Consider the following 22,662-nt stretch of genomic DNA (forward strand, 5'->3'; position numbering starts at 1 on the left):
GACAGGCACCGTAGCCCTCGCGTGACCGCCCCGCCGCACCGGCGTTGGAGGGGGTGCGCCGCATCACACGCGGCAGCCCCCGGCCCCACTCGACGACGAGGAGCCCCGCCCGTGCGCCGTCTGCCACCCGTCCTGCTGACCGCCCTGCTGACGGCGGGGGTGACCACCGCACCGGCCCTCCGGCGGCCACCTCCGGTGGCGTCGTCCCCCGCGACCTGACCGTCACCGTCACCGGTCTGGGGGCCGCCGGCCGCACCTGCACCGTCGACGCCGACCTCCACGTGCCGCCCGGCGCAGACCTTCTCCTACCACCGCGACTGGGTGCACGAGCAGACCGGCGACGTCGCCGCCGCCTACGCCACGGCGCCGTCCTCCCCGGGTGGGCCGGCAGCGGACGCTGCGCCTCTCCGCCGGCGGCGCGCTGGTCGACAGCCCGCTGGCGGTCGTCCCGGGGCGGCCGGCTGGACCGGCGTCGCGCCGGTCGGGCCGAACCACACCGAGACGTCGTACCCCGACCAGACGCTGCCCGTCACCGACCCGCCGGGCACCGCGGTGCGGTTCTCGACGCCGCCGCTGACCGCGCCGGTCGACGTCGTCGGCTCGCCGCGGCCGGCCGCGCAGCTGGTGCTGTTCGCCGAGCTCTACGACGTCGGCCCCGACGGCGCGGTGGACCTGCCCTCGCGGCTGGTCTCGCCGGTGCGGGTGGCCGACGTGACCCGGCCGGTGACCATCGAGCTGCCGGGCATCGTGCACCGGTTCGAGCCCGGCCACCGGCTGGCGGTCGTGCTGGCCGGTGGGGACACGGCCTACCGGGGCTCCACGCTCCCCCAGCAGGTCGCGCTGGCCACCGGGCCGGGCCGGGTGCAGCAGCTGACCCTGCCGGTCACGTCCCAGCCAGCGCGGCGACGACGTCGCCGGGCGGGGTGCCGTCGGGGAACCGGCGCACCCCGTCCGGCAGGTCGCCGTCGTCGCCCCCGGGGTCGTCGCCCCCGAGGACGAAGGCGGTGACGTCGTCGACGCCGGCGGCGGCCAGCCGGTCGAGCACCTCCCGGAGCAGCCGCGGGGGCGCGCCGGCCACGCCGACGGCGTCGGCGTCCTCCTGGAGGACGGCCGCGGCCAGCCGCCCGGCCGAGGTCACCTCGCCGGTCAGCACCACCTCGGCACCGGTGTCGCGCAGCGCGCGGGCGAGGGCGACCGCGCGCGGGTCGTCCCGGCCGTCGGGGCCGGCGACGACGACGCGCAGCCGCTCGCCCGCCGTCACCGGGCGGTCGTGCGGCGCAGCCGCCAGGCGAGCACGGTGAGCAGCGCGTAGCCGAGCCCGGCGGTGAGCAGCCCGGCGCCGGGGACGGTCCACTCCAGCTCGTCGGAGGCGACGGCGTCGCGCAGCCCGCCGAGGCCGGCGGCGAGCACGGTCACCGCGACGGCGAGGAAGCCGCCGACGGCGGCCAGACGCGGCCGCAGCGAGGGCGCCAGCACCGAGGCGAGCAGGACGGCGCCGGCCAGCAGCAGCCCGCCGAGCAGCGCCAGCCCGGGCCGCTCGAGCAGCGCCTGCGGGCCCTGCTGCTCCACGACGACCTCCAGGCCGGTGGAGGGGTCGTCGACCAGCCGGTCGGGGACGTCGGCGGCCGGCAGCGCCAGGCACAGCACGGTGAGGACGCCGAGCAGCACCGCCGCGCCGGCCAGCCCCGTGCGGGCGGGGTCGAGTGCGCCGCGGTCCTCCATGACCGTGCGGCTCCACGCCGCCGCGGCGCACCCGCCGGCCAGGACGGTCAGCGCGAGCCCGGCGACCTCCAGCCACCAGCCGGCCCCGGTCTGCACCGAGCTGGTGAGCACCCGCTCGCCGGCCAGCACCTCGACGCCGGGGCGGACGGTGGAGGCACTGCCGCGGTAGACCTCGATGAGCAGGGAGCCCAGCGCCAGCACGCCGCCGACGCCGGCGTAGGCCAGCCCGAACCGCGGCACCCGGCCCGCGGCCAGCCCGGCCCCCACCGCGACGGCGGTCAGGGGGACGACCAGGCCGACCAGCGCGCCGCCGAGCCCGCCGGCCAGCGACAGCTCCCGGCCGCCGACGACCAGGTAGGTCGGGAACAGCGCGGCTGCGCCGGCCAGGCCGGCGAGCACCAGCAGGACCCCCGCGGCGCGGGCGCTGCCGGGCCGGTCGCCGACGACGAGCCCGTCCTCGGCGACGGGAGCGGGGGCCGGCGGGCGGGCCGGGCGGCGGTCCGCGGCCGGGCGGGTACCCGTGCGCCGCGCCCCGGCGGCCGCGGCCCCGGTGCGGCGGGCACCCGCGCCCCCGGGCCGCCGGGCGCCGTCCCGGGTCCGGTCGTCGCGGGCAGCACTCTCACGGCCGGCCACGGGTCCCCCTTCGTCGAGATGTGTCGCGTTCCGGTCTCGATCTCGTCGAGATCCCCGCATCGTCCGTGTGACCGTCACCACACCAGGGCATTACCTTCGTGTGAACCGAGCACCACAACGGTGCTCCGCCGTCGACGGACCCGGGTCCCCTGGACACCGCCGGCGGCCGCCGAACGGGGAGGACGTCCATGCGCGCGACCGGCGACCCCGGGTGCCGTCCAGAGTCGCACACGGGACAGCCCTCCCCGGGTACGCCACGGGACGCCCTGCGCGCGCTGGTCTCCCCCACCACCGTCGCCGGCGGGCTCACCGAACTGGCCTGGGTCGGGGCGCACGCGCTGCTCTACCCGCTCGGCGCGCGGACCGAGGCCCTGCTGCTGGACCCGCGCCGCCGCCCGGGTGTCCAGCCGGCCGCCGTCCGCGCGTTGTTCGCCGCCGACCCGCTCGCCGCGCGCGTCCCGGTGCTGCTGGTCCACGGGCTCATCGACAACCGGTCGATCTTCACCGTCATGCGCCGCCGACTGCGGCGGCGCGGGTTCACCCAGGTCTGCACCTGGAACTACAGCCCGCTGCTGGGCGACGTCGCCGAGGGCGCGCGCGACCTGGGGGAGCACGTCGAGCGGATCTGCGCCCGGACCGGCCACGACCGCGTGCACCTGGTGGGACACAGCCTCGGCGGCCTCATCGCCCGGCACTACGTGCAGCGCCAGGGCGGGGGCCGTCGGGTGGAGTCGCTGGTGACCCTCGGCACGCCGCACGCCGGCTCGGTGCTGGCCCACCTGCTGCCGACGCCGATGGTGCGCCAGCTGCGGCCCGGGTCGCCGGTGCTCCAGGAGCTCGCCGAGCCGGCGCCGGACTGGTCGACCCCGATGACCGCCGTCTACAGCAACCTCGACCAGGTCGTCGTCCCCACCGTGGCCGGTCGGTGCGACCACCCGGACCTGCGCGCGCGCAACGTCCTCGTCCGCGGTGTGGGGCACATGTCGCTGCCGTTCCACCGCGGCGTCGTCGACGAGGTGGCCGCGACGCTCGCCGGGCTGCGGCCGGCCGCCCCGGCGCCGCTCGCCGACGCCGCCTGAGCGCCACCTCACCTCGGGGAGACATGGCGACACGCAGCGTCGCTTCCCCCGGTCAGTCCTGACGGAACGTTACGGTCCGATCACGGCGCCGGTACCCACCGGCGGGCGTCCTCCCGGACGCCTCCACCGCCGTCGCTCCCCCGACGGACTGCCCCGCGCAGCGGCCCCGGGAGCGTGGACGAAGGGTGTCCCGTGACCGCGCTCCTCGAGCCCGCGGCGACCGGCCGCCGGGCGACCGGGCCCGACACGACCGGCCGCATCTCGTCCGGCCCGCTGGGGACCCCGGCCGTGCCGCCGGTCCGGCGGCCCGCGGTGCCGGGCGCCGTCCCCGCGGTCGCCACCCCCGTCGCCCCCGAGGCCGTGGACGCCGCCGCGCCGGTCCCCGCCGAGGCCGCTCCCGAGCCGGCCGCCACCGAGCCCGCCGCCACCGAGCCCGCCGCCCGGCGCACCGTCCGCCGCCCGCCCGGCCGCCGCGGCCCGCTGTGGTTGGGCGCGCTCGTCGCCGGGGCGCTCGTCGTCGCCGTCCCCACGCTGACCGGCGGGGCCGAGGCGCCCGCCGCCTCGGTGAGTGCCGCCGACTACGGCCTCGGCGCCGCCGACATCGGGCTGACCGGGGACATGGAGGACGCCGGCGTCCGGCAGGGCATCACCCAGGCCGAGGCCGCCGTCCGGCTGTCCGAGCTGGCCGCCTCCCGCGCCGCCCGCGAGCCGCAGGTCGTCGCGCCGACAACCGGCCGGATGACCACCTGCTTCTGCCAGCGCTGGGGTTCCATGCACTGGGGCATCGACCTGGCCAACTCGCTCGGCACGCCGATCCACTCGGTCACCGACGGGGTCGTGCTGCGCGCCGGCCGCGCCTCCGGGTACGGCAACGCCGTCTACGTCCAGGACGCCGACGGCAACGTGCACATCTACGGGCACATGCGCTACTACGACGTCGAGGCGGGCCAGATCGTGCACGCCGGCGACGAGATCGCCAGGATCGGCAACGAGGGCCAGTCCACCGGCCCGCACCTGCACTACGAGATCCACCGCGGCGGCATGACCGGGCGGCCGATCGACCCCGAGGAGTGGCTCGCCGACCACGGCGTCACCCTCTGACGTCCGCCGCTCCGCTCACCCGCCGCGGAGGACCAGCCGGAGCACGGCGTCGGTCACCTGGGCCTCGACCCGGGCCGGCGCCAGCCGGCCCAGCCGGACCCCGTCCGCCGCGCCCGCGATCAGCCAGGTGAGCACCGTCAGCACCCACTCGGGGTCGACGTCGACCCGGAACGAGCCCTCCTCCTGCCCGCGCCGCACCAGGGCGCGCACCCGGTCCTCGGCGGCGGCGGCACGGGCGAGCAGCTCCCGCTCGACCAGCTCGTCCAGGGGCTGGGAGGCCACCAGGCCGTAGCGGGCACCCAGCGGGACCAGCCGGGCGACCAGTCCGCACAGGGCGGACGCGGCGTCGGCCCCGTCGTCGTCGATCGGCTCGGTGGCGACGGCGAAGGCCTCGACCGCCTGGCGGCACAGGGCGCCGACGAGCGCCGACCGGCTGGGGAACCGGCGGAACAACGTGGCCCGGCTGATCCCGACCGCGCGGGCCACGTCCTCCATGGACGCGGCCGGGCGGGCGGCCAGGAGCGCGGCCGCCCCGGCCAGCAGCGCCTCGTCGTCGAGCACGGGCGACAGCGTACGCGCTTGAGACTTCGGCGTCTCAGATGAGACGATGATCGCATGGCGTCGTCCCTCTGCCCGTCATGACCTCCACCCTGCTCGCCGGCATCCTGGGCCTGGCTCTCCTCGACGCGCTCAACCCGGCCACGATCGGCGGGGTCGCCCTGGTCCTGCTGGCCCCGCTGCGGCACCCGGTCGCCTGCGCGGCGGCCTTCGTCGGCGGGGCGTACCTCACCGTCCTGGCCCTGGGTCTGGCGGTCTGGTCCGGGGCCGAGGCCGCCGCGGACGCCGTCACCGGCGGGATCACCTGGGTCCGGCGGATCGCGCTCGGGATCGCCGCCCTGCTGCTGCTGGTCGCCGCCGTCCGCCGGTTGCGCAGCCGGCGTCGCGGTGCGGTCACCCTGCCGGCCTGGTTCGGCCCGTGGACCGCCGCGCCCGTCGGCGTCCTGGTCACCGGCGCGGACCTGCCCAACGCCTTCCCGTACCTCATCGCGATCGAGCGGCTCGTCACCGCCGACGTCGCCGCGGGGCAGGGGGTCGCGGTCCTGGCCGGCTACGCCCTCGTGTACTGCGCGCCGTGCCTGGTCCTGCTCGTCCTGGGCGCCTTCCACGGCGAGCGGGTCCGCCGGCGCCTGGGTGCCCTGTACGAGCGCATCGGCACGCCCCGGACCGTCCCCCGCAGCATCCCGGCCGCCCTCGGCCTGGTGGGGCTCGCCGCGGGTGTCACGGCCCTGGCGGTGGCGTGACCCGCCCGGGGCCGGTGCTCAGGGCACGCGACCGGTGATCAGAGCTTGACGAGGGGGGCGTAGCGCAGGACCAGGCGCTTGGTGCCGCCGGAGCCGAAGTCGACCGTGGCCTGCGCCTTGTCGCCGGCGCCGTTGACCTCGACCACCGTGCCCAGCCCGAACGCGTCGTGGCTGACCCGGTCGCCGACCTCGACGGAGATCACCGGCCGGTTGCCGCGGCCGCCGCGCAGCCCGCCCGTCGACAGGCCGGTCGCGGCCACCCGCTGCTGCGCCGACGAGCCGGTGCTCGGCGCCGGCGTCGGGTCGGTGCGCGCCCAGTGCACGGTGTCCGGGGGGAGCTCGTCGAGGAACCGCGACGGCGGGTTGTAGGCCGGCTGCCCCCAGCTGGTGCGCACCGTGGCGCGGGACAGGAACAGCCGCTGCCGCGCGCGGGTGATGCCGACGTAGGCCAGCCGCCGCTCCTCCTCCAGCTCCCGCGGGTCGCCCAGCGCCCGCAGGTGCGGGAACACGCCGTCCTCGAGGCCGGTGAGGAACACGACCGGGAACTCCAGGCCCTTGGCCGTGTGCAGCGTCATCAGCGTGACGACGCCGGCCTCGTCGCCGGAGACGGGGATCTGGTCGGCGTCGGCCACCAGCGAGACCTGCTCGAGGAAGTCGGTGACGGTGCCGCCGGGGTTGGCCGCCTCGAACTCCGCGGCCACCGAGATGAGCTCGTTGAGGTTGTCGACGCGGCCCTCGTCCTGCGGGTCGGTGCTGGCCTCGAGCTCGGCGAGGTAGCCGGTGCGGTCGAGGATGCTCTCCAGCAGCGCGGCCGGGCCCGAGCCGGTCTCGACCAGCTGCTCGAACTCCTCGAGCAACGCGACGAACTCCTGGATCGCCTTGAGCGAGCGCGGCGCCAGCGTGGTGATCTCCGGGCAGCGGCGCAGCGCCGACGGGAACGCGATCCGCTCCCGGTCGGCGAACTGCTCGATGCAGGACTCGGCCTTGTCGCCGATGCCGCGCTTGGGCGTGTTGATCACCCGGCGCAGGCTGACGACGTCGGCCGGGTTGGCGACCACCCGGAGGTAGGCCAGCGCGTCGCGGACCTCCTTGCGCTCGTAGAAGCGCACCCCGCCGACGACCTTGTAGGGCATGCCGACGCGGATGAACACCTCCTCGAACACACGGGAGGCGTTGTTGGTCCGGTAGAAGACGGCGATGTCCGCGGGCCGGACCGTGCCGGCGTCGACCAGCGCGTCGATCTGCTCGGCCACCCAGGCGGCCTCGTCGTGCTCGTTCTCGGCGACGTAGCCCTCGATCAGCTCGCCGTCGCCGGCGTCGGTCCACAGGCTCTTGGGACGGCGGCCGGTGTTCTTGGCGATGACGGTGTTGGCCGCCTTGAGGATCCGCTGCGTGGAGCGGTAGTTCTGCTCGAGCAGGATCGTCGTCGCGTCGGGGTAGTCGCGCTCGAACTCGTCGATGTTGCGGATCGTCGCGCCGCGGAAGGCGTAGATCGACTGGTCGGCGTCGCCGACGACGCACAGCTCGGCCGGCGGGACCGGCCCCTCGCCCGTGCCGACCAGCTCGCGGACCAGCACGTACTGCGCGTGGTTGGTGTCCTGGTACTCGTCGACCAGCACGTGCCGGAAGCGGCGCCGGTAGTGCTCGGCGACGTCGGGGAAGGCCTGCAGCAGGTTGACCGTCGTCATGATCAGGTCGTCGAAGTCCAGCGCGTGCGCCTCGCGCAGCCGCCGCTGGTAGAGCGTGTAGGCCTCCTTGAGCACCTTCTCCGGCGCCGTCTGCGGGCTGAACGCCTCCTCGTCGACCAGCTCGTTCTTCAGGTTCGACACCTGCGCGGCCAGGCTGCGGCCGGGGTGGCGCTTGGCGTCGAGGTCCAGGTCGCGGGCGACCATCGTCATCAGGCGCACCGAGTCGCCCTGGTCGTAGATCGTGAACGACGACTTCAGGCCCAGCTTCGCCGACTCGGCGCGCAGGATCCGCACGCACATCGAGTGGAACGTGGACACCCACATCGCCCGGGCACGCGGCCCGACCAGCTGGGCCACCCGCTCCTTCATCTCGCCGGCGGCCTTGTTGGTGAAGGTGATCGCGAGGACCTCGCCCGGCTGCACCCCGCGGGCGCCGAGCAGGTAGGCGATGCGGTGGGTGAGCACCCGGGTCTTGCCCGACCCGGCGCCCGCCACGATGAGCAGCGGGCCGCCCTCGTGGACGACGGCCTGACGCTGGGGACCGTTGAGTCCGGCCAGCATGCGGTCCAGGTCCCGGCCGGCCGAGCCGGGAGCGGAACGCTGGAGCGCGGCGGTTCCGGGGAGGGCCTGCTGCACGCTGCTCATAGCCACACCACTGTAGTTCGGACCGGCGACGGACCCGCCCGCGCCGGACCGCCCCTCGTGGCCGCCGGGCGTGCTGTGGCACACTCGGCGACGTGCTGCTCGCCACCATGAGCTTTTACTACGGGCACCGGGTTCCGGTGTCCGTCGCCGCCGGCTGAGCAGCCGCCGCAACGAACGCCCCGGGCCCGAGGAGCCCGGGGCGTTTCTCGTTCCCCGGGGTCCGACGGCCACTCCCCGCCCCGGAGGAACCCGATGACCGCCACCCTGCCGCCCACCGACGCCGACACCCGCATCGCCGAGCTGCGCGGCGAGATCGACGCCTGCGACGCCGAGCTGATCGCGCTGGTGCAGCGGCGCCTCGCCGTCTCGCAGCAGATCGGCGAGCTGCGCCGCTCCACCGGCGGCACCCGGCTGTCGCTGGCGCGGGAGCAGCAGGTGATCGACCGCTTCCGCGCCGCCCTCGGCCCGGACGGCGCGGCGCTCGGGATGCTGCTGCTGCGCCAGGGCCGCGGGCGCCTGTGACGAGGACCCCGCCGGGCCGGCTCAGCGTCGCTGGTCGGCCGGCGGGAAGTCGGCGTGCCGGTGGACCAGCCACCAGTCGCCCTCGACCCGCCGGTACACGTGCGTCACCCGGATCGTCATGTCCCGCGGCTCCCCGCCGTCGACGCGGACGGTGCCCTGCTCGAAGCCGACCGTGTAGGCGAGGTCCCCGCTGACCTCGACCACGTCGTAGCGCGGGACGAGCCGGCCGTCGCTGAAGCGGCCACCCACCCAGTCGAAGGTCTTCGTGACGGCGTGGTGGCCCTTCTCGATCGGCCCCCACGCGCCGAACAGCGTGACGTCGGGCGAGTCCGCCCAGCAGGCCGCGTAGGGACCGGGGTTGCCGGCGCCCATGGCGGCGAGGCCCTCCGCGACCCGGTCCATCGCCCGGGACAGTGCAGGGTCCACCTCTGCTCCTCCCCCGACGGGCCGGCGCAGCCCGTCGTACGCCTCCTGGTGACCGTCAGGATCCGCCTGCCCGCGTCCCCCGTGGAACCCCGGACCGCGTGTCACACCGCGGGCGGCTGCGTCGTCTCCATGAGGACACCCCACCCGAGAGGACACCCCACCCGAGAGGACGCCGCCGTGACCGGGACCCGCACCGCCCGCATCCCGCTCGACCCGCCGCGCACGCTGCTCACGCGCATCGTGGACCGGTACTCCCGCCGCCGGTTCGGCGCGACGCTCGAACCCGCCGCGGCGTTCGGCCACCACCCCCGCCTGCTGTTCACCCACCTGCGCCACGAGCAGTCCCTCGCCAAGTGGGACCGGCTCGACCCGACGCTCAAGTCGCTCGCGGTCATGTCGGCGGCGGTGACCGTCGGCTGCTCGTGGTGCGTCGACTTCGGCTACTGGATCGGGACCGCGCACGAGGGCGTGGACCCGGCCAAGCTGCGCGCCGTCCCCGCCTGGCGGGACAGCGACGCGCTCACCGGCCTCGAGCGGCGCGTCGTCGAGTACGCCGAGGCCATGAGCACCACGCCGACGGGCGTCACCGACGAGATGGTCGCCGCCCTGCGGCGCGACCTCGACGACGCCGCCTTGGTCGAGCTCACGATGATGGTCGCCGTGGAGAACAGCCGGGCGCGGGCCAACAGCGCCCTGGGCCTGACCAGCCAGGGCTTCCGGGACCGCTGCGAGCTCCCGGCCCGCGCGTGACCGGCCCGCGCGTGACCGGCCCGCTGCCGGCGTTCGACGCGCACCGGCGGCTGCTGTTCACCGTCGCCTACCAGATGCTCGGCAGCGTCGCCGATGCCGAGGACGTCGTCCAGGACGCCTGGCTGCGCTGGTCGGCCGCCGACCGCGGCGACGTCGCCGACCCGCGCGCCTACCTGGTCCGGGTCACCACCCGGCTGGCGCTGGACCGGCTGGACTCCGCCCGCGCGCGCCGGGAGACCTACGTCGGCCCCTGGCTGCCCGAGCCGCTGCTCACCGACGGGTCCGGCGACCCGGCCGACGAGGCGGTGCTCGGCGAGGAGGTGTCGTTGGCGCTGCTCGTCGTCCTGGAGACCCTGTCCCCCGCCGAGCGGGCGGTGTTCGTCCTGCGGGAGGTGTTCGGGCTGCCGGCCGCGGAGGTGGCCGCCGCCCTCGGCCGCTCGGAGGCGGCGGTCCGGCAGATCGGGCACCGCGCGCGGGAGCACGTGGCCGCCCGCCGTCCGCGGTTCGACGCCGACCGGGCGGCCCACCGCGAGGTCACCGAGCGGTTCCTGGCCGCGTGCGTGGGCGGCGACGTCGACGCGCTGCTGGCCGCGCTCGCCCCGGGCGCGGTGCTGCTGACCGACGCCGGCGGCCGGGCGAAGGCGGCGCTGCGGCCGATCACCGGCGCGGAGAAGGTGGCCCGTTTCCTCGCCGCCGTCATCCCCGGAGGGGTGTCGGCGCCGGGGCTGCGGATGGTGCTGACCGAGGTCAACGGCCGGCCCGGGGTGGCGGCGTGGACCGACGGGGAGCCCCTCGTCGCGGTCTCCCTGGTGGTCACCGACGGCCTGGTCCAGCAGGTCCTCGTGGTGCTCAACCCGGACAAGCTGGCGGGTCTGCGGGCGGGCGCACCCCCTGCATAGGCTCCGTCGGTGACCGCCGTCCCGCCCCGCAGGCCCGCCGAGCACGTCGAGCGCGTCCTGTGCGTGCTCGCCCACCCCGACGACGTCGACTTCGGCAGCGCGGGCACCGTGGCGACCTGGACCGCGGCGGGCACCGAGGTCGTCTACTGCATCGTCACCGACGGCGACGCGGGCGGCTTCGACGAGACCCCGCGCGACCGGATGGGCCCGCTGCGGCGGGAGGAGCAGCGCGCCGCGGCCGCCGCCGTCGGGGTCACCGACGTGCGCTTCCTCGGCTACCCGGACGGCCGGCTGGAGCTGACCCTCGACCTGCGCCGGGACATCAGCCGGGTCATCCGGCAGGTGCGCCCGCAGCGGGTGCTCACCAGCTCCCCGGAGCGCTGGTACGAGCGGGTCGGCGCCAGCCACCCCGACCACATGACCGTGGGCGAGTCGACGCTGCGCGCGGTCTACCCCGACGCCCGCAACCCGTTCGCCTTCCCGGAGCTGCTGGCCGACGAGGGCCTGTCGGCGTGGACGGTGGAGGAGGTGTGGCTGGGCGCCAGCCCGCGGGCCGACCACGCCGTCGACGTGACCGACGTCGTCGAGCTCAAGTTCGCCGCGCTGAAGAGCCACGTGACGCAGGTCAGCCACCTCGACGACCTGGAGTCCTTCGTCACGGGCTGGATGGCGCAGACCGCCCGCCGCTTCGGCCTGCCCGACGGCCGCCTCGCCGAGGCCTTCCACGTCGTCCACACGGCGTGATCCGTTCCGCCTTCCGCACGCGGGAGGCGGTCAGAGCAGGCGATTGGTCGCCGCCCAGCGGGTCAGCTCGTTGCGGTTGGACAGCTGCAGCTTGCGCAGCACGTTCGACGCGTGGGACTCCACGGTCTTCACCGAGATGAACAGCCGCGAGCCGATCTCCCGGTAGGTGTAGCCGCGCGCCAGCAGCTGCATGACCTCGCGCTCGCGGGCGCTGAGCAGGTCCAGGCCGGGGTCGGTCGCCGGGTCCTCGGCGGGCGCGGCCGACGGTGCGCTCGCGGCGAAGGCGTCGAGCACGAAGCCGGCCAGCCGGGGGCTGAAGACGACGTCGCCGTCGGCCACCCGCTGCACCGCCGACACCAGCTCGGGCCCGGAGATGGTCTTGGTGACGTAGCCGCGGGCGCCGGCGCGGATGACCGCGATGACGTCCTCGGCGGCGTCGGACACCGACAGCGCCAGCCAGCGCACGTCGGGCAGCTCGGCGCGCAGCGTCTCGAGCACGGACCGGCCCCCGCCACCGGGCATGTGGACGTCGAGCAGCACGACGTCGGGGACGGTGGCCCGGATGCCGGCGACGGCGGAGTCGACGTCGGCCGCCTCGCCGACCACGGTGACGGCGCCGCCGAGCTCGGCACGCACGCCCGCGCGGACCATGGCGTGGTCGTCGACGACGAAGACGCGGGGGACGCTCACGCGGCGGCCTCGCGGGGCAGCACGAGCTCGACCTCGGTGCCCTCGCCCGGCGCCGAGCGCACCGTCGCCGTCCCGCCCAGGCGGGTGAGCCGGCCGGACACCGAGTCGCGCAGCCCGCGGCGGTCGGCCGGGACGGCGGACGGGTCGAAGCCGGCGCCGCGGTCGCGGACGAACACCGACACCGACTGCGCGCCCACCTCGGTGTAGAGGTCGGCCGAGGTCACGCCGGCGTGCTTGGCGGCGTTGAGCAGCGCCTCGCGGGTGGCCGCGCCCAGCGCCGCGAGCGCGTCGTCGACGGGGGCGTCGCCGACGACGACCGGGTCCACGGTGAGCGCGTGGTCGCCCTCCACCTCGGCGACCATCTCCGAGACCAGTGCCGCCCAGGTACCGCCGCCGACGGACGACGCCGGCTCGTAGAGCCAGCTGCGCAGCTCCCGCTCCTGGCTGCGGGCCAGCCGCGCGACGGCCTGCTGGTCGGCGGAGTTGCGCTGGATGAGCGCGAGGGTCTGCAGCACCGAGTCGTGCAGGTGCGCGGCGACGGCGGCCCGCTCCTCGGAGCGGATGCGGGCGGTGCGCTCGGACTCGCGCGAGTCCAGCAGCCGCCGCCAGAACGGCGCGGTGGCCAGCACGACGCCCACCATGATGACCAGGGTGGCGACGAAGCCGTTGCGCGCCGCGGCCAGCTGACCCGTCGTCGCGAGCAGCAGGACCAGGCCGATGGCGGCGAGCGTCGCGCCGCCGGCGAGCACCCAGCGGACGCCGGGCCGGGTCAGCGTGCGGTCGGTGTCCAGCTGCCGCCAGATGACGGCGAGCCCGCCGCCGACCAGCAGCAGCGGGGCGATGAGGTCGTTGTTCCCCCACGTCGCCAGGTTGGTGACCAGCACCATCGCGCCGAGGCCGAAGAAGACCAGGCCGACGGTCTGCCGCCGGCTGGGCCGGGCCGCCGCGTCGGGGGCGACCTCGCCCAGCGGCACGAAGAACCACAGCAGCGCATAGGCGATGACGCCGATGCCCGTCACGGCCAGCGCGACGAACGCCGCGCGGACGACCAGCGGGTCGGTGCGCAGGTGCGCCGCCGTCCCCGCCGCGACGCCGGCGAGCATCCGGCCCTGCCGCGGGCGCACGAGCGGCGGGCGGGTGTCGGCCGGGCGGGTCGCCACGGCGGTCGCGCCCGCGGGAACCGGCGGGGTCCCGGTGGGCAGCAGGGTCCCGGTGGGCAGCAGGGTCCCGGTGGGCAGCGGGGTCTCGGTGGGCACGCCGACGGGCCCGGCCGGCGGGGCGCCGGCCGGCGGCCCGCCCGTGCTGGGCGCCGTCCTCGTCACGGCACCGATCGTCGCACCGCGCGCACCTCCCCCGGTACCGGGAAACCCCCGGACGAGCAGGACCAGGGTCGGATGGGGGCCTTCCCCGATGCCGCGGCGGGCGCCCGCTCGGCACGCTCTGTGCCATGACCGCCGCCTCCCCTCCTCCCGCCCCACCCTTCGACCCCCCGCCCGCACCACGCCCCACGCTCCGGCGCAGCCGCACCGACAAGGTGCTCGGCGGCGTCGCGGGCGGCCTCGCCGAGTACAGCGGCGTCGACGCGCTGCTGTGGCGGGTCGGCTTCGTCGCCCTCACCCTCGCCGGGGGCACCGGCGTCGTCGTCTACGGGCTGCTCTGGCTGCTCATGCCGCGCGGCCCGCGCCGGGCCGCCGACGGCACGCCCGCCGAGCCGCCGGCGCCCCGCTCCCCCGTCGCCGGGATGACGATCGCGGGGCTGCTCATCGTCGTCGGCCTGATGGTCCTGGTGACCCGCTACACCGACCTCGACCTCGGCCCCCGCGGGTTCCTCGCCGGCGCGCTGCTCGTCGTCGGCCTGGGGCTGGTCGTCTCGGCGCTGACCCGCGGCCGCACACCGCGCGGCGGGCTGATCGCGCTGGGCTCGGTGCTCACCCTGGCGCTGCTGTTCACCTCGTCCGTCCCCGCCTGGGACGCCGACGACCGCTTCGGACCCGGCGGCGGCGTGGGCGACCGCGACTACCTCCCGGCGACCGTCGAGGACGTGCGCCCCGTCTACCGCCTGGGCGCCGGCGACATGGACGTCGACCTCTCCCGGATCGACGTCGACGACATCGACGAGCCGGTCGAGGTGCGCATCGACCACGGCGTCGGCGACCTCGACGTCACCGTCCCCGACGACGCCGACGTGCGGGTCGACGTCCGGAACGGCATCGGCAACGCGGAGCTGTTCGGCCAGGACGGCGAGGACGGCTACTTCCGCGCAGCGGGCGGCGACAGCCGGCCCGAGTTCGTCCTGACCATCGACCACGGGGTCGGCGACCTGGAGGTGTCCCGTGCCTGACTACAGCGAGTTCCCCACCACCCCCACCGGCTGGCAGGAGCGCGCGCTGGCCGCCGACTGGCAGCACACCAGCGCCCTCCCGGTCGAGGCCCCCGCCCCGAAGCGGCGGGTGGACCTGGTCGCGCTGGTCCCGGGCGTCGCGTTCGTCGTCCTGGCGCTGGTCTTCCTCGCCGGGGTGACCGTGCCGCTGGGCTTCCTCGCCGACGGCGGGCTCCTGTGGCTGCTGCTGGTCGGCGTGGGTGTCGCGCTGATGGTGAGCGAGCTGCGGAGGGCGCGCCGCAGGCGCGGCTGACGACACGGGGCGGCCGGTGCGAGGGCCCGGGGAGCGAGCAGCTCCCCGGGCCCTCGCCGTGTCAGCCGGCGACCCGGTCGACGAACGCGAGCGCCCGGGTCCAGAACAGCCCGGTGGCCTCCGCGTCGTACTCCGCGGGCAGGGACGGGTCGGTGAACAGGTGCCCCTCCCCGGGATAGCGGAAGACCTCGAGCACCGCGCCCGCCGCGGCCACGTCGGCGGCGAACGCCTCGTCCCACTCCGCGGAGCGCTTCGGGTCGTCCGTGGTCCGGTGCAGCTGCGCGGGCAGCCCGGCCGGCCAGCCCGGCACCCCGAGGACCGCCACCGGCAGCGCACCGGAGACCAGCAGGACGCCGCTGCACCGGCGCTGCGTGGCCACGTGCTCGGCCATCCCCGCGCCGTTGGAGAAGCCGGCGGCCACGAAGCCGTCGGGCAGGTCCCGGACGGCGTCGACCGCGCGGGCCATGAGTGCCGGGAAGCCCACCTCGTCCACGAACGCCCCCGCCTCGGCGTAGCCGTCGAAGACCCGCCCGTCGTACTGGTCGACGACGCGGACCTCGTGACCGGCCGCTCTCAGCCGGTCCGCGGCATCGGTGATCCCCGGCCGGACGCCGAGGACGGAGTGGAAGAGCGCGATGGTCGTCATGGACCCACGGTGGCGGAGGTCCGGTGACACCGTCCTGTCACCGTCTCCTGCGACGATCCGCGCCGTGAACCGCACCGACCGGCTGCACGCGCTCACCGAGGAGCTGCGTCGCGCCGGGTCGCGTGGGCGGACGGCGCAGCGGCTGGCGGCGTGGCTGGAGGTGTCCACCCGCACGGTCAAGCGGGACGTCAGCGCGCTCCAGCAGGCCGGTGTCCCGATCTGGGCGACCTCGGGCCCGGGCGGCGGCTACGTGCTCGACGCCGCGGCCACGCTGCCGCCGGTGAACCTGACCCCGGCGCAGGCGGTCGCGGTCGCCGTCGCCCTGGCCGGCGCGGCGGACGCGCCGTTCGCCGCCGACGGCCGCGCGGCGCTGGAGAAGGTGCTCGACGTCCTCGGCCCGCAGGCCCGGGCGGAGGTGGAGCGGCTCGGCGGGCGGGTGTGGGTGCGGGCCCGGCCCACCCGGCGCCCGGACCCGGCGCCGGTGGTCGAGCAGGCGCTGGCCCGGCGCCGCGTCGTGGCGATCACCTACCGGGACCGGGCGGGGGCGGCGTCCCGGCGGCGGGTGGAGCCGCACCTGCTGGCCCGCACCGGGGACCGCTGGTACCTCGTGGGCTGGTGCCGGGAGCGGGACGCGCCGCGCTGGTTCCGCTGGGACCGCATCGAGGCCGCCGCCCTGACCACCGAGCCCGCACCCGAGCGGGACCCCGCCGTCTACGGCACTCCCCCACCCGACGCGCACTCCGTCAGGTGACCCTCATTCCCACTCGATGGTGCCCGGCGGCTTGCTCGTCACGTCGAGGACGACGCGGTTGACCTCGGGCACCTCGTTGGTGATGCGGGTGGAGATCCGGGCGAGCACGTCGTAGGGCAGCCGGGTCCAGTCGGCGGTCATGGCGTCCTCGCTGGACACCGGCCGCAGCACCACCGGGTGGCCGTAGGTGCGCCCGTCGCCCTGGACGCCGACCGAGCGGACGTCGGCCAGCAGCACCACCGGGCACTGCCAGATCTCGGAGTCGAGCTTCGCCGCGCCGAGCTCCTCGCGGGCGATCGCGTCGGCCCGCCGCAGGACGTCGAGCCGGTCGCGGGTCACCTCGCCGACGATGCGGATGCCCAACCCCGGGCCGGGGAACGGCTGGCGCTGCACGAGCCGGTCGGGCAGGCCGAGCTGCCGGCCCACCTCGCGCACCTCGTCCTTGAACAGCGTGCGCAGCGGCTCGACGAGGGTGAACTGCAGGTCCTCGGGCAGCCCGCCGACGTTGTGGTGGCTCTTGATGTTGGCCGTGCCGGTGCCGCCGCCGGACTCCACGACGTCGGGGTAGAGCGTGCCCTGCACGAGGAAGTCGACGGTCTCGCCGTGCGCCTGCGCGTCGGCGACGACGTCGGTGGCCGCCTGCTCGAACACCCGGATGAACTCGCGGCCGATGATCTTCCGCTTCTGCTCCGGGTCGCTGACCCCGGCCAGCGCGGAGAGGAACTGCTCGCTCGCGTCGACCACCCGCAGGTCGGCGCCGGTGACCTCGGCGAAGTCGCGCTCGATCTGCTCGGTCTCGCCCTGCCGCATGAGCCCGTGGTCGACGTACACGCAGGTGAGCCGGTCGCCGATGGCCCGCTGCACGAGCGCGGCGGCCACGGCGGAGTCGACGCCACCCGACAGCGCGCACAGCGCCCGCCGGTCACCGATCTGCTTGCGGATGGCGGCGACCTGCTCGTCGACGACGTTGCTCATCGTCCAGCTGCGCTCGAGCCCGGCGATGTCGAACAGGAAGTGCTCGAGCACCGTCTGCCCGTGCGCGGTGTGCCGCACCTCGGGGTGGAACTGCACCCCGGCCAGCCGCCGGTCGACGTCCTCGAACGCCGCCACCGGCGCGCCGGTGGACGTGGCGGTGACGGTGAACCCGGGCGGCGGGACGCTGACGGCGTCGCCGTGGCTCATCCACACCGACTGCTCCACCGGCAGGTCGCCGAACAGCCGGCCCTGCGTGGTGACCGTCAGCGGGGTGCCGCCGTACTCGCGGTCGCCGGTGTGCGCGACCGTGCCGCCGAGCGTCTGCGCCATCGCCTGGAAGCCGTAGCAGATCCCGAAGGCGGGCACGCCGCCCCCGAACAGCGCCGGGTCGACCTGCGGCGCGTCCTGCGCGTAGACGCTGGAGGGACCGCCGGACAGCACCACCGCCGCCGGCTCCCGCGCGAGGATCTCCGCCGCGGGCACCGAGGACGGGACGATCTCGGAGTAGACGCCGGCCTCGCGGATGCGCCGGGCGATGAGCTGGGCGTACTGCGCGCCGAAGTCGACGACCAGGACGGTGGGGAAGTCCATCAGTCGGGTCGACCGCCGATCACCAGGTCCACGCGCTGGAACTCCTTGAGGTCGCGGTAGCCGGTCTTGGCCATCGTGCGGCGCAGCGCGCCGAACAGGTTGGTGCGACCGTCGGCGGTCTCGGCCGGCCCGAGCAGCAGCTGCTCGAGCGAGCCGGCCGCCGGGACCGGCGCCGAGGTGCCGCCGCGGGGCAGCCGCGGGTGGGCGGCCACCGAGTCCCACCAGACCCCGCCACCGGGGGCCTCCTTCGCCGCGCGCAGCGGCTCGCCGACCTGGACGGCGTCGGCGCCGCAGGCCAGCGCCCGCGCGATCGCGCCGCTGGTCTCGATCCGGCCGTTGGCGATGACGTGCACGTACCGGCCGCCGGTCTCGTCGAGGTAGTCGCGGCGGGCGGCCGCGGCGTCGGCGATCGCGCTGGCCAGCGGCACCCGGATGCCCATCACGGCGTCGCCGGTGGAGAAGCTGTCGGCGCCGACGCCGACGATCACCCCCGCCGCGCCGGTGCGCATGAGGTGCAGCGCCGTCGTGTAGTTCGCCGCACCGCCGACGATCACCGGCACGTCGAGGTCGGCGATGAACGACTTGAGGTTCAGCGCCGCGCCCTGGGTGGTCACGTGCTCGGCGGAGACGATCGTGCCCTGGATGACCAGCAGGTCGACCCCGGCGGCGAGCACCGCGGGCGCGAGCTGCTCGGTGTGCTGCGGCGAGACGCGCACCGCCGTCGTCACGCCGGCGTCGCGCATCTCCTTGATGCGGGCGGTGATCAGGTCCGGCTTGACCGGCTCGGCGTAGACCTGCTGCAGGATCGACACCGGCGGCGGCGCCTCGGCGGCGGCGTCGCGCAGCTGCCGGTAGACCGGCAGCGGGTCGTCGTACCGGGTCCACAACCCCTCGGCGTTGAGCACGCCGAGGCCGCCGTTCCGGCCGACGGCGATCGCCGTCGCCGGGCTGACGACGGCGTCGCTGGGGCTGGTGACCAGCGGGATGTCGAACCGGAAGGCGTCGATCTGCCAGGCCGTGGAGACGTCGTCGACGTCGCGGGTGCGGCGGGACGGGACGATCGAGACCTCGTCCAGGTCGTAGCCGCGGCGGGCGAAGCGGTTGAGGCCGATCTCGACGGTGTCGCGGGCGGGCATCGTCACCGCCCCCGGTAGTTCGGCGCCTCGACGGTCATCTGGATGTCGTGGGGGTGGCTCTCCACGAGACCGGCCGAGGTGATGCGGGTCAGCTGCCCGCGGTCCTGCAGGTCGGCGACGGTGCCCGCGCCGGCGTAGCCCATCGACGCGCGCAGGCCGCCGACGAGCTGGTGCGCCACGGTGGCCAGCAGGCCGCGGTAGGGCACCTGGCCCTCGATGCCCTCGGGGACGAGCTTGTCGTCGGAGAGGACGTCGTCGGCGAAGTAGCGGTCGCGGCTGTAGGACTGGTTGCCGCGCTTCTGCATGGCGCCGAGCGACCCCATGCCGCGGTAGGTCTTGAACTGCTTGCCGTTCATGAACACCAGCTCGCCCGGGGCCTCCTCGACCCCGGCGAACAGCCCGCCGATCATGACCGTGTCGGCGCCGGCGACCAGCGCCTTGGCGATGTCGCCGGAGTACTGCAGGCCGCCGTCGGCGATGACCGGGACGCCGGCCGGCTTGCACGCGAGGCTCGCCTCGTAGATGGCGGTGATCTGCGGGACGCCGACACCGGCGACCACGCGGGTGGTGCAGATCGAGCCCGGGCCGACGCCGACCTTGACCGCGTCCGCGCCGGCGTCGACCAGCGCCTGTGCGCCGGCGCGGGTGGCGACGTTCCCGCCGACCACCTGCACGCCGCCGTCGCCGCCGAAGTCCTTCCGGACCCGGGCGACCATGTCGAGGACGGCGCGCTGGTGGCCGTGCGCGGTGTCGACGACGACCACGTCGACCCCGGCGTCGACCAGCAGGCCGGCCCGCTCGTAGGCGTCCTCGCCCACGCCCACCGCCGCGGCGACGACGAGCCGGCCGTCGGCGTCCTTGGTGGCGTTCGGGTACTGGTCGCGCTTGACGAAGTCCTTGACGGTGATCAGGCCGCGCAGCCGGCCGGAGTCGTCGACGATCGGCAGCTTCTCGATCTTGTGCTGGGACAGCAGCCGCAGCGCGGTGTCGGGGTCGACGCCGACCGGGGCGGTGACCAGCGGCATCTTCGTCATGACGTCGCGCACGAGCCGGTTCTGGTCGGTCTCGAAGCGCATGTCGCGGTTGGTGACGATGCCGACCAGCACGCCCTCGTCGTCGACGACGGGCGCACCGGAGATGCGGTAGCGGGCCGACAGGGCGTCGACCTCGGCGAGGGTGTTGTCCGGCGAGCAGGTGACCGGGTTGGTGACCATGCCGGCCTCGGAGCGCTTGACCAGGTCGACCTGGCCGGCCTGCTCCTCGGCGGCGAGGTTGCGGTGCAGCACGCCCACGCCGCCGACCCGCGCCATGGCGATCGCCATGCGGGCCTCGGTGACGGTGTCCATCGCGCTGGAGACCAGCGGCACCGCCAGCCGGACGCCCCGGGTGAGGCGGCTGCTGGTGTCGACCTCGGCGGGGACGACGTCGGACTCGCCGGGGATGAGCAGGACGTCGTCGTAGGTCAGGCCGAGCGGGGCGAACTTCGCCGGCAGCTCGGGGCGGTGCCCGTCAGGTGCGTGGTCGTCGGGCTGCATGGTGCCGCCACCCTCTCCGTCGGCTTCGCCCCCGGCCGGGCGCGCGGGAACCGCCCACGATCGTAGGCCGGGCGCTCCGGCGCCCGGGACGCCGCCGGGCGCAGGCGTGGGAACCGTCGGCGCGGGCGGCTACCGTGGTCCCCCGGACGGGCGAGCCCGCGCGTCCGGGCCGGGACGCCCGCGCCGCCAGCACGAGGGAGGAGGCACCCGTGAGTCCCTTCGACGACGCCCCGGGGCCCGACTTCGATTCGCCGTCGGACCCGCCACCGCTGTCGATGGAGGAACGGGCCGGCGTCCTCGACGACCTGGCCGAGCTCGAGGTGTTCCGCACCCTGCTCGAGCCCACGGGCATCAAGGGCATCGTCGTCGACTGCCCGGACTGCGACGAGGAGCACCACGTCGACTGGGCGCTGATGCAGGCCAACCTGCGCCAGTTGCTCGAGGAGGGGCAGACCGGCCGGCACGAGCCGCCGTTCGACCCCGATCCCGACGACTACGTCAGCTGGGACTACGCCAGCGGCTACGCCGACGGGGTGGCCGCGATGGCCGAGCGCGAGGAGCCCGGCTCCGGCCGCACGGGCCGGCACGCCCGCGACGAGTAGCCGAGAACGCGCCGAGGGCCCTCTCCGATCGTCGGAGAGGGCCCTCGGCGCGTTCTCGTCCCGTCCCGGAGGGTCGCCACGGCGTCCCCCACTGCCGGCACGTCACCGGGTGAGCGGGCTCCCGCAGTCGCCGCAGAACCGGGCGCCGGTGGCGTTGCGCTCGTGCCGGCAGGCCGTCGCGACCGGAGGCCGGGGGGCGGTCCGCTCGATCAGCCGGGTCCGTTCCGCCCCGGCGGACCGGGCCGGCGGGGCCGGCGCCGCGGGGGTGGCCACGGGGGCGGGGGGCACCGGACCGGCGGAGGCGGGCGCCGGCGCCGTCCGCCGTCCCCGACCGCGGGTCGTGACGAACGCTCCTCCGGCGACCAGCGCGAGCAGGAGGACCGCCCCTCCGGCGCCGTACGCCCAGCCGGGCGTGCCGGAACTGGCGGACACCGGGGCCGCGGTCGGGTCGACCGGCCGGGCCTCCCCGGCGGGCACGGTCTCCGGGCCGCCGGTGCCGGTCTGCGGCTCGACGCCCTGCCGCTCGAGGAAGCCGCGCAGCGCCGCACCGTCGGTGATGAAGTTGAAGCTCTGCTCCTCCCCCAGGATGCCGAAGCTGTTGACCCCGAGGACGCGGCCGTCGGCGTCGATGGTGGGGCCGCCGGACATGCCGGCGGAGACCTCGGCGTTGATCTCGGTGTTCGAGACACCGCTCTCGCTCACCTGCACGGAGCTGACCGTGCCGGTCTTGAACGACGCCCGGAGCCGGTGGACGTCCGAGACGCTGGCGACCGAGTCCGGGTAACCGATGGCGGTGAGCGGGTCACCGATCTGTGGGGCGTCGGTCGCGATGGGCAGCGGCGGGGTCGGCTCCTGGAGGCCGTTGGCCTTGAGCAGGGCCAGGTCGCCGTCCTCGAACGGCTGGTGCTCGATCACCTGGACGGTCAGCGGGTCCTCGATCACCGCGCCCTCGACCGCCGACGGCTGGACCACCCAGACGTCGGTCCGGTCGGGAGGGGCGCCCTCCTCGTAGCCCTCGACCCGCCAGGTCTGGGCCTCCTCCTCCAGGTGGAGGGCGTCGTTCTGCGCCAGGAACTCGCGCAGGACGGCACCCTCGATCTCCGCCGGGTCCAGGCAGTGGCCGGCGGTCACGATGTGCCCCTCGTCGCTGGCGAACCAGCCGGTGCAGCCGCTGTACACCGCGACGGGGTCCGACCAGGTCCAGCCGCCGTCATCCGTCGGGTACTCCACGTACCCGGTCCAGTCGATGCCGACGTAGACGAGGGACTTCTCGGCGTCCCCCGGCCCGGCCTCGGCCGGCGCCGTCCCCGGCGTCGCCGGTGCGGCGGAGGCGGTGGCCGGTGCGGCGACCAGCAGGGTCAGACCGGCCGCCGTCCCGACGACCACGGAGGTGAGGGTGCGCCGGGCCGGGGACGTCCGGACGGCGGTGTGGTGCGTGCGGGCCGCGGAGCGGGGCAGCGGCCGGGCGGTGGGGGTCATCGGAGGTCTCCCTTCAGCGGGGTGGGGCGGGTGCCCCTGACGCAGATCAGCGTCGAGCGCCCGCGACGGCCCCTCCAGGACCCCTGGGGTGGGTGTCCACCCACCCTCCGCACC

General features: G+C 75.8%; 23 protein-coding genes. 12 read left to right on the forward strand and 11 right to left on the reverse strand.

Going from position 1 to position 22,662, the window contains the following annotated elements; all coding sequences use genetic code 11:
* The first annotated feature begins 321 nt into the window (after positions 1-321).
* Complete coding sequence (locus ACI796_RS04205) at positions 322-1,008, forward strand: CocE/NonD family hydrolase C-terminal non-catalytic domain-containing protein (RefSeq protein ID WP_456940012.1); 687 nt, start codon at positions 322-324, stop codon at positions 1,006-1,008.
* Between the two features lie 249 nt (positions 1,009-1,257).
* Here the strand turns inward: ACI796_RS04205 and ACI796_RS04210 are convergent, their stop codons facing one another.
* Positions 1,258-2,355, reverse strand: coding sequence for a hypothetical protein (locus ACI796_RS04210; protein ID WP_456940013.1), 1,098 nt, complete (start codon positions 2,353-2,355; stop codon positions 1,258-1,260).
* A 188-nt stretch (positions 2,356-2,543) separates the two neighbouring features.
* Between ACI796_RS04210 and ACI796_RS04215 the strand changes: the two genes are divergently transcribed.
* The gene (locus ACI796_RS04215; RefSeq protein WP_456940014.1) at positions 2,544-3,434 is read left to right on the forward strand and encodes a lipase family alpha/beta hydrolase; all 891 of its coding nucleotides are present in this window, start codon (positions 2,544-2,546) and stop codon (positions 3,432-3,434) included.
* Positions 3,435-3,626: 192 nt separating this feature from the next.
* A complete protein-coding gene (locus ACI796_RS04220) occupies positions 3,627-4,535 on the forward strand; it encodes a M23 family metallopeptidase (RefSeq protein ID WP_456940015.1) in 909 nt (302 codons plus the stop codon).
* 15 nt (positions 4,536-4,550) lie between these two features.
* On the opposite strand, the gene ACI796_RS04225 is transcribed toward ACI796_RS04220, so the two are convergent.
* On the reverse strand, positions 4,551-5,096 hold the full coding sequence (locus ACI796_RS04225; RefSeq protein ID WP_456940016.1) for a TetR/AcrR family transcriptional regulator: 546 nt from the start codon (positions 5,094-5,096) through the stop codon (positions 4,551-4,553).
* Between the two features lie 77 nt (positions 5,097-5,173).
* Here ACI796_RS04225 and ACI796_RS04230 point away from each other — a divergent pair, with 77 nt between their 5' ends.
* Positions 5,174-5,836 (forward strand): GAP family protein, encoded by a 663-nt coding sequence (locus tag ACI796_RS04230; RefSeq protein WP_456940017.1) that lies wholly within the window; start codon positions 5,174-5,176, stop codon positions 5,834-5,836.
* Positions 5,837-5,874: 38 nt separating this feature from the next.
* Here the strand turns inward: ACI796_RS04230 and pcrA are convergent, their stop codons facing one another.
* Positions 5,875-8,169, reverse strand: coding sequence for a DNA helicase PcrA (pcrA, locus tag ACI796_RS04235; RefSeq protein WP_456940018.1), 2,295 nt, complete (start codon positions 8,167-8,169; stop codon positions 5,875-5,877).
* 252 nt (positions 8,170-8,421) lie between these two features.
* On the opposite strand from pcrA, the gene ACI796_RS04240 reads away from it, so the two are divergent.
* Positions 8,422-8,691 (forward strand): chorismate mutase, encoded by a 270-nt coding sequence (locus ACI796_RS04240; RefSeq protein ID WP_456940019.1) that lies wholly within the window; start codon positions 8,422-8,424, stop codon positions 8,689-8,691.
* A 21-nt stretch (positions 8,692-8,712) separates the two neighbouring features.
* On the opposite strand, the gene ACI796_RS04245 is transcribed toward ACI796_RS04240, so the two are convergent.
* On the reverse strand, positions 8,713-9,117 hold the full coding sequence (locus ACI796_RS04245; protein WP_456940020.1) for a YybH family protein: 405 nt from the start codon (positions 9,115-9,117) through the stop codon (positions 8,713-8,715).
* A 177-nt stretch (positions 9,118-9,294) separates the two neighbouring features.
* Here ACI796_RS04245 and ACI796_RS04250 point away from each other — a divergent pair, with 177 nt between their 5' ends.
* The 3 genes from ACI796_RS04250 to ACI796_RS04260 are packed head-to-tail and all read left to right on the forward strand — an operon-like array spanning position 9,295 to position 11,510.
* Positions 9,295-9,867 carry a carboxymuconolactone decarboxylase family protein gene (locus tag ACI796_RS04250; RefSeq protein ID WP_456940021.1) on the forward strand — a complete coding sequence of 191 codons (573 nt, stop codon included), beginning with the start codon at positions 9,295-9,297 and terminating at the stop codon, positions 9,865-9,867.
* Positions 9,868-9,878: 11 nt separating this feature from the next.
* Complete coding sequence (locus ACI796_RS04255) at positions 9,879-10,766, forward strand: RNA polymerase sigma-70 factor (RefSeq protein WP_456940022.1); 888 nt, start codon at positions 9,879-9,881, stop codon at positions 10,764-10,766.
* Positions 10,767-10,775: 9 nt separating this feature from the next.
* Positions 10,776-11,510: a PIG-L deacetylase family protein gene (locus ACI796_RS04260; RefSeq protein ID WP_456940023.1), complete on the forward strand. Its 735-nt coding sequence runs from the start codon at positions 10,776-10,778 to the stop codon at positions 11,508-11,510.
* Positions 11,511-11,540: 30 nt separating this feature from the next.
* Here the strand turns inward: ACI796_RS04260 and ACI796_RS04265 are convergent, their stop codons facing one another.
* Positions 11,541-12,200, reverse strand: coding sequence for a response regulator (locus ACI796_RS04265; RefSeq protein WP_456940024.1), 660 nt, complete (start codon positions 12,198-12,200; stop codon positions 11,541-11,543).
* On the reverse strand, positions 12,197-13,522 hold the full coding sequence (locus tag ACI796_RS04270; protein ID WP_456940025.1) for an ATP-binding protein: 1,326 nt from the start codon (positions 13,520-13,522) through the stop codon (positions 12,197-12,199). The genes ACI796_RS04265 and ACI796_RS04270 overlap by 4 nt, the downstream gene beginning before the upstream one ends.
* 125 nt (positions 13,523-13,647) lie before the next feature.
* On the opposite strand from ACI796_RS04270, the gene ACI796_RS04275 reads away from it, so the two are divergent.
* Positions 13,648-14,541, forward strand: coding sequence for a PspC domain-containing protein (locus ACI796_RS04275; RefSeq protein WP_456940026.1), 894 nt, complete (start codon positions 13,648-13,650; stop codon positions 14,539-14,541).
* Positions 14,534-14,833 carry a hypothetical protein gene (locus tag ACI796_RS04280; protein WP_387987640.1) on the forward strand — a complete coding sequence of 100 codons (300 nt, stop codon included), beginning with the start codon at positions 14,534-14,536 and terminating at the stop codon, positions 14,831-14,833. The genes ACI796_RS04275 and ACI796_RS04280 overlap by 8 nt, the downstream gene beginning before the upstream one ends.
* A 61-nt stretch (positions 14,834-14,894) precedes the next feature.
* Here ACI796_RS04280 and ACI796_RS04285 read toward each other — a convergent pair whose 3' ends face one another.
* A complete protein-coding gene (locus tag ACI796_RS04285; RefSeq protein ID WP_456940027.1) occupies positions 14,895-15,479 on the reverse strand; it encodes a dienelactone hydrolase family protein in 585 nt (194 codons plus the stop codon).
* A 64-nt stretch (positions 15,480-15,543) separates the two neighbouring features.
* On the opposite strand from ACI796_RS04285, the gene ACI796_RS04290 reads away from it, so the two are divergent.
* Positions 15,544-16,230 carry a helix-turn-helix transcriptional regulator gene (locus tag ACI796_RS04290; RefSeq protein ID WP_456940028.1) on the forward strand — a complete coding sequence of 229 codons (687 nt, stop codon included), beginning with the start codon at positions 15,544-15,546 and terminating at the stop codon, positions 16,228-16,230.
* A 3-nt stretch (positions 16,231-16,233) separates the two neighbouring features.
* Here the strand turns inward: ACI796_RS04290 and guaA are convergent, their stop codons facing one another.
* From guaA to guaB, 3 genes are read right to left on the reverse strand one after another with little or no spacing between them, the layout of a single operon-like run.
* Positions 16,234-17,796, reverse strand: coding sequence for a glutamine-hydrolyzing GMP synthase (gene guaA / locus ACI796_RS04295; RefSeq protein ID WP_456940029.1), 1,563 nt, complete (start codon positions 17,794-17,796; stop codon positions 16,234-16,236).
* Positions 17,796-18,932, reverse strand: coding sequence for a GuaB3 family IMP dehydrogenase-related protein (locus ACI796_RS04300; protein ID WP_456940030.1), 1,137 nt, complete (start codon positions 18,930-18,932; stop codon positions 17,796-17,798). The genes guaA and ACI796_RS04300 overlap by 1 nt, the downstream gene beginning before the upstream one ends.
* A 2-nt stretch (positions 18,933-18,934) precedes the next feature.
* Complete coding sequence (guaB, locus tag ACI796_RS04305; RefSeq protein WP_456940031.1) at positions 18,935-20,467, reverse strand: IMP dehydrogenase; 1,533 nt, start codon at positions 20,465-20,467, stop codon at positions 18,935-18,937.
* A gap of 209 nt (positions 20,468-20,676) precedes the next feature.
* Between guaB and ACI796_RS04310 the strand changes: the two genes are divergently transcribed.
* Positions 20,677-21,069: a DUF5319 family protein gene (locus tag ACI796_RS04310; protein WP_456940032.1), complete on the forward strand. Its 393-nt coding sequence runs from the start codon at positions 20,677-20,679 to the stop codon at positions 21,067-21,069.
* 102 nt (positions 21,070-21,171) lie between these two features.
* Here ACI796_RS04310 and ACI796_RS04315 read toward each other — a convergent pair whose 3' ends face one another.
* Positions 21,172-22,548: a S1 family peptidase gene (locus ACI796_RS04315; RefSeq protein WP_456940033.1), complete on the reverse strand. Its 1,377-nt coding sequence runs from the start codon at positions 22,546-22,548 to the stop codon at positions 21,172-21,174.
* Positions 22,549-22,662: the final 114 nt, after the last annotated feature.

It is taken from the genome of Geodermatophilus sp. SYSU D00525, from assembly GCF_054050475.1.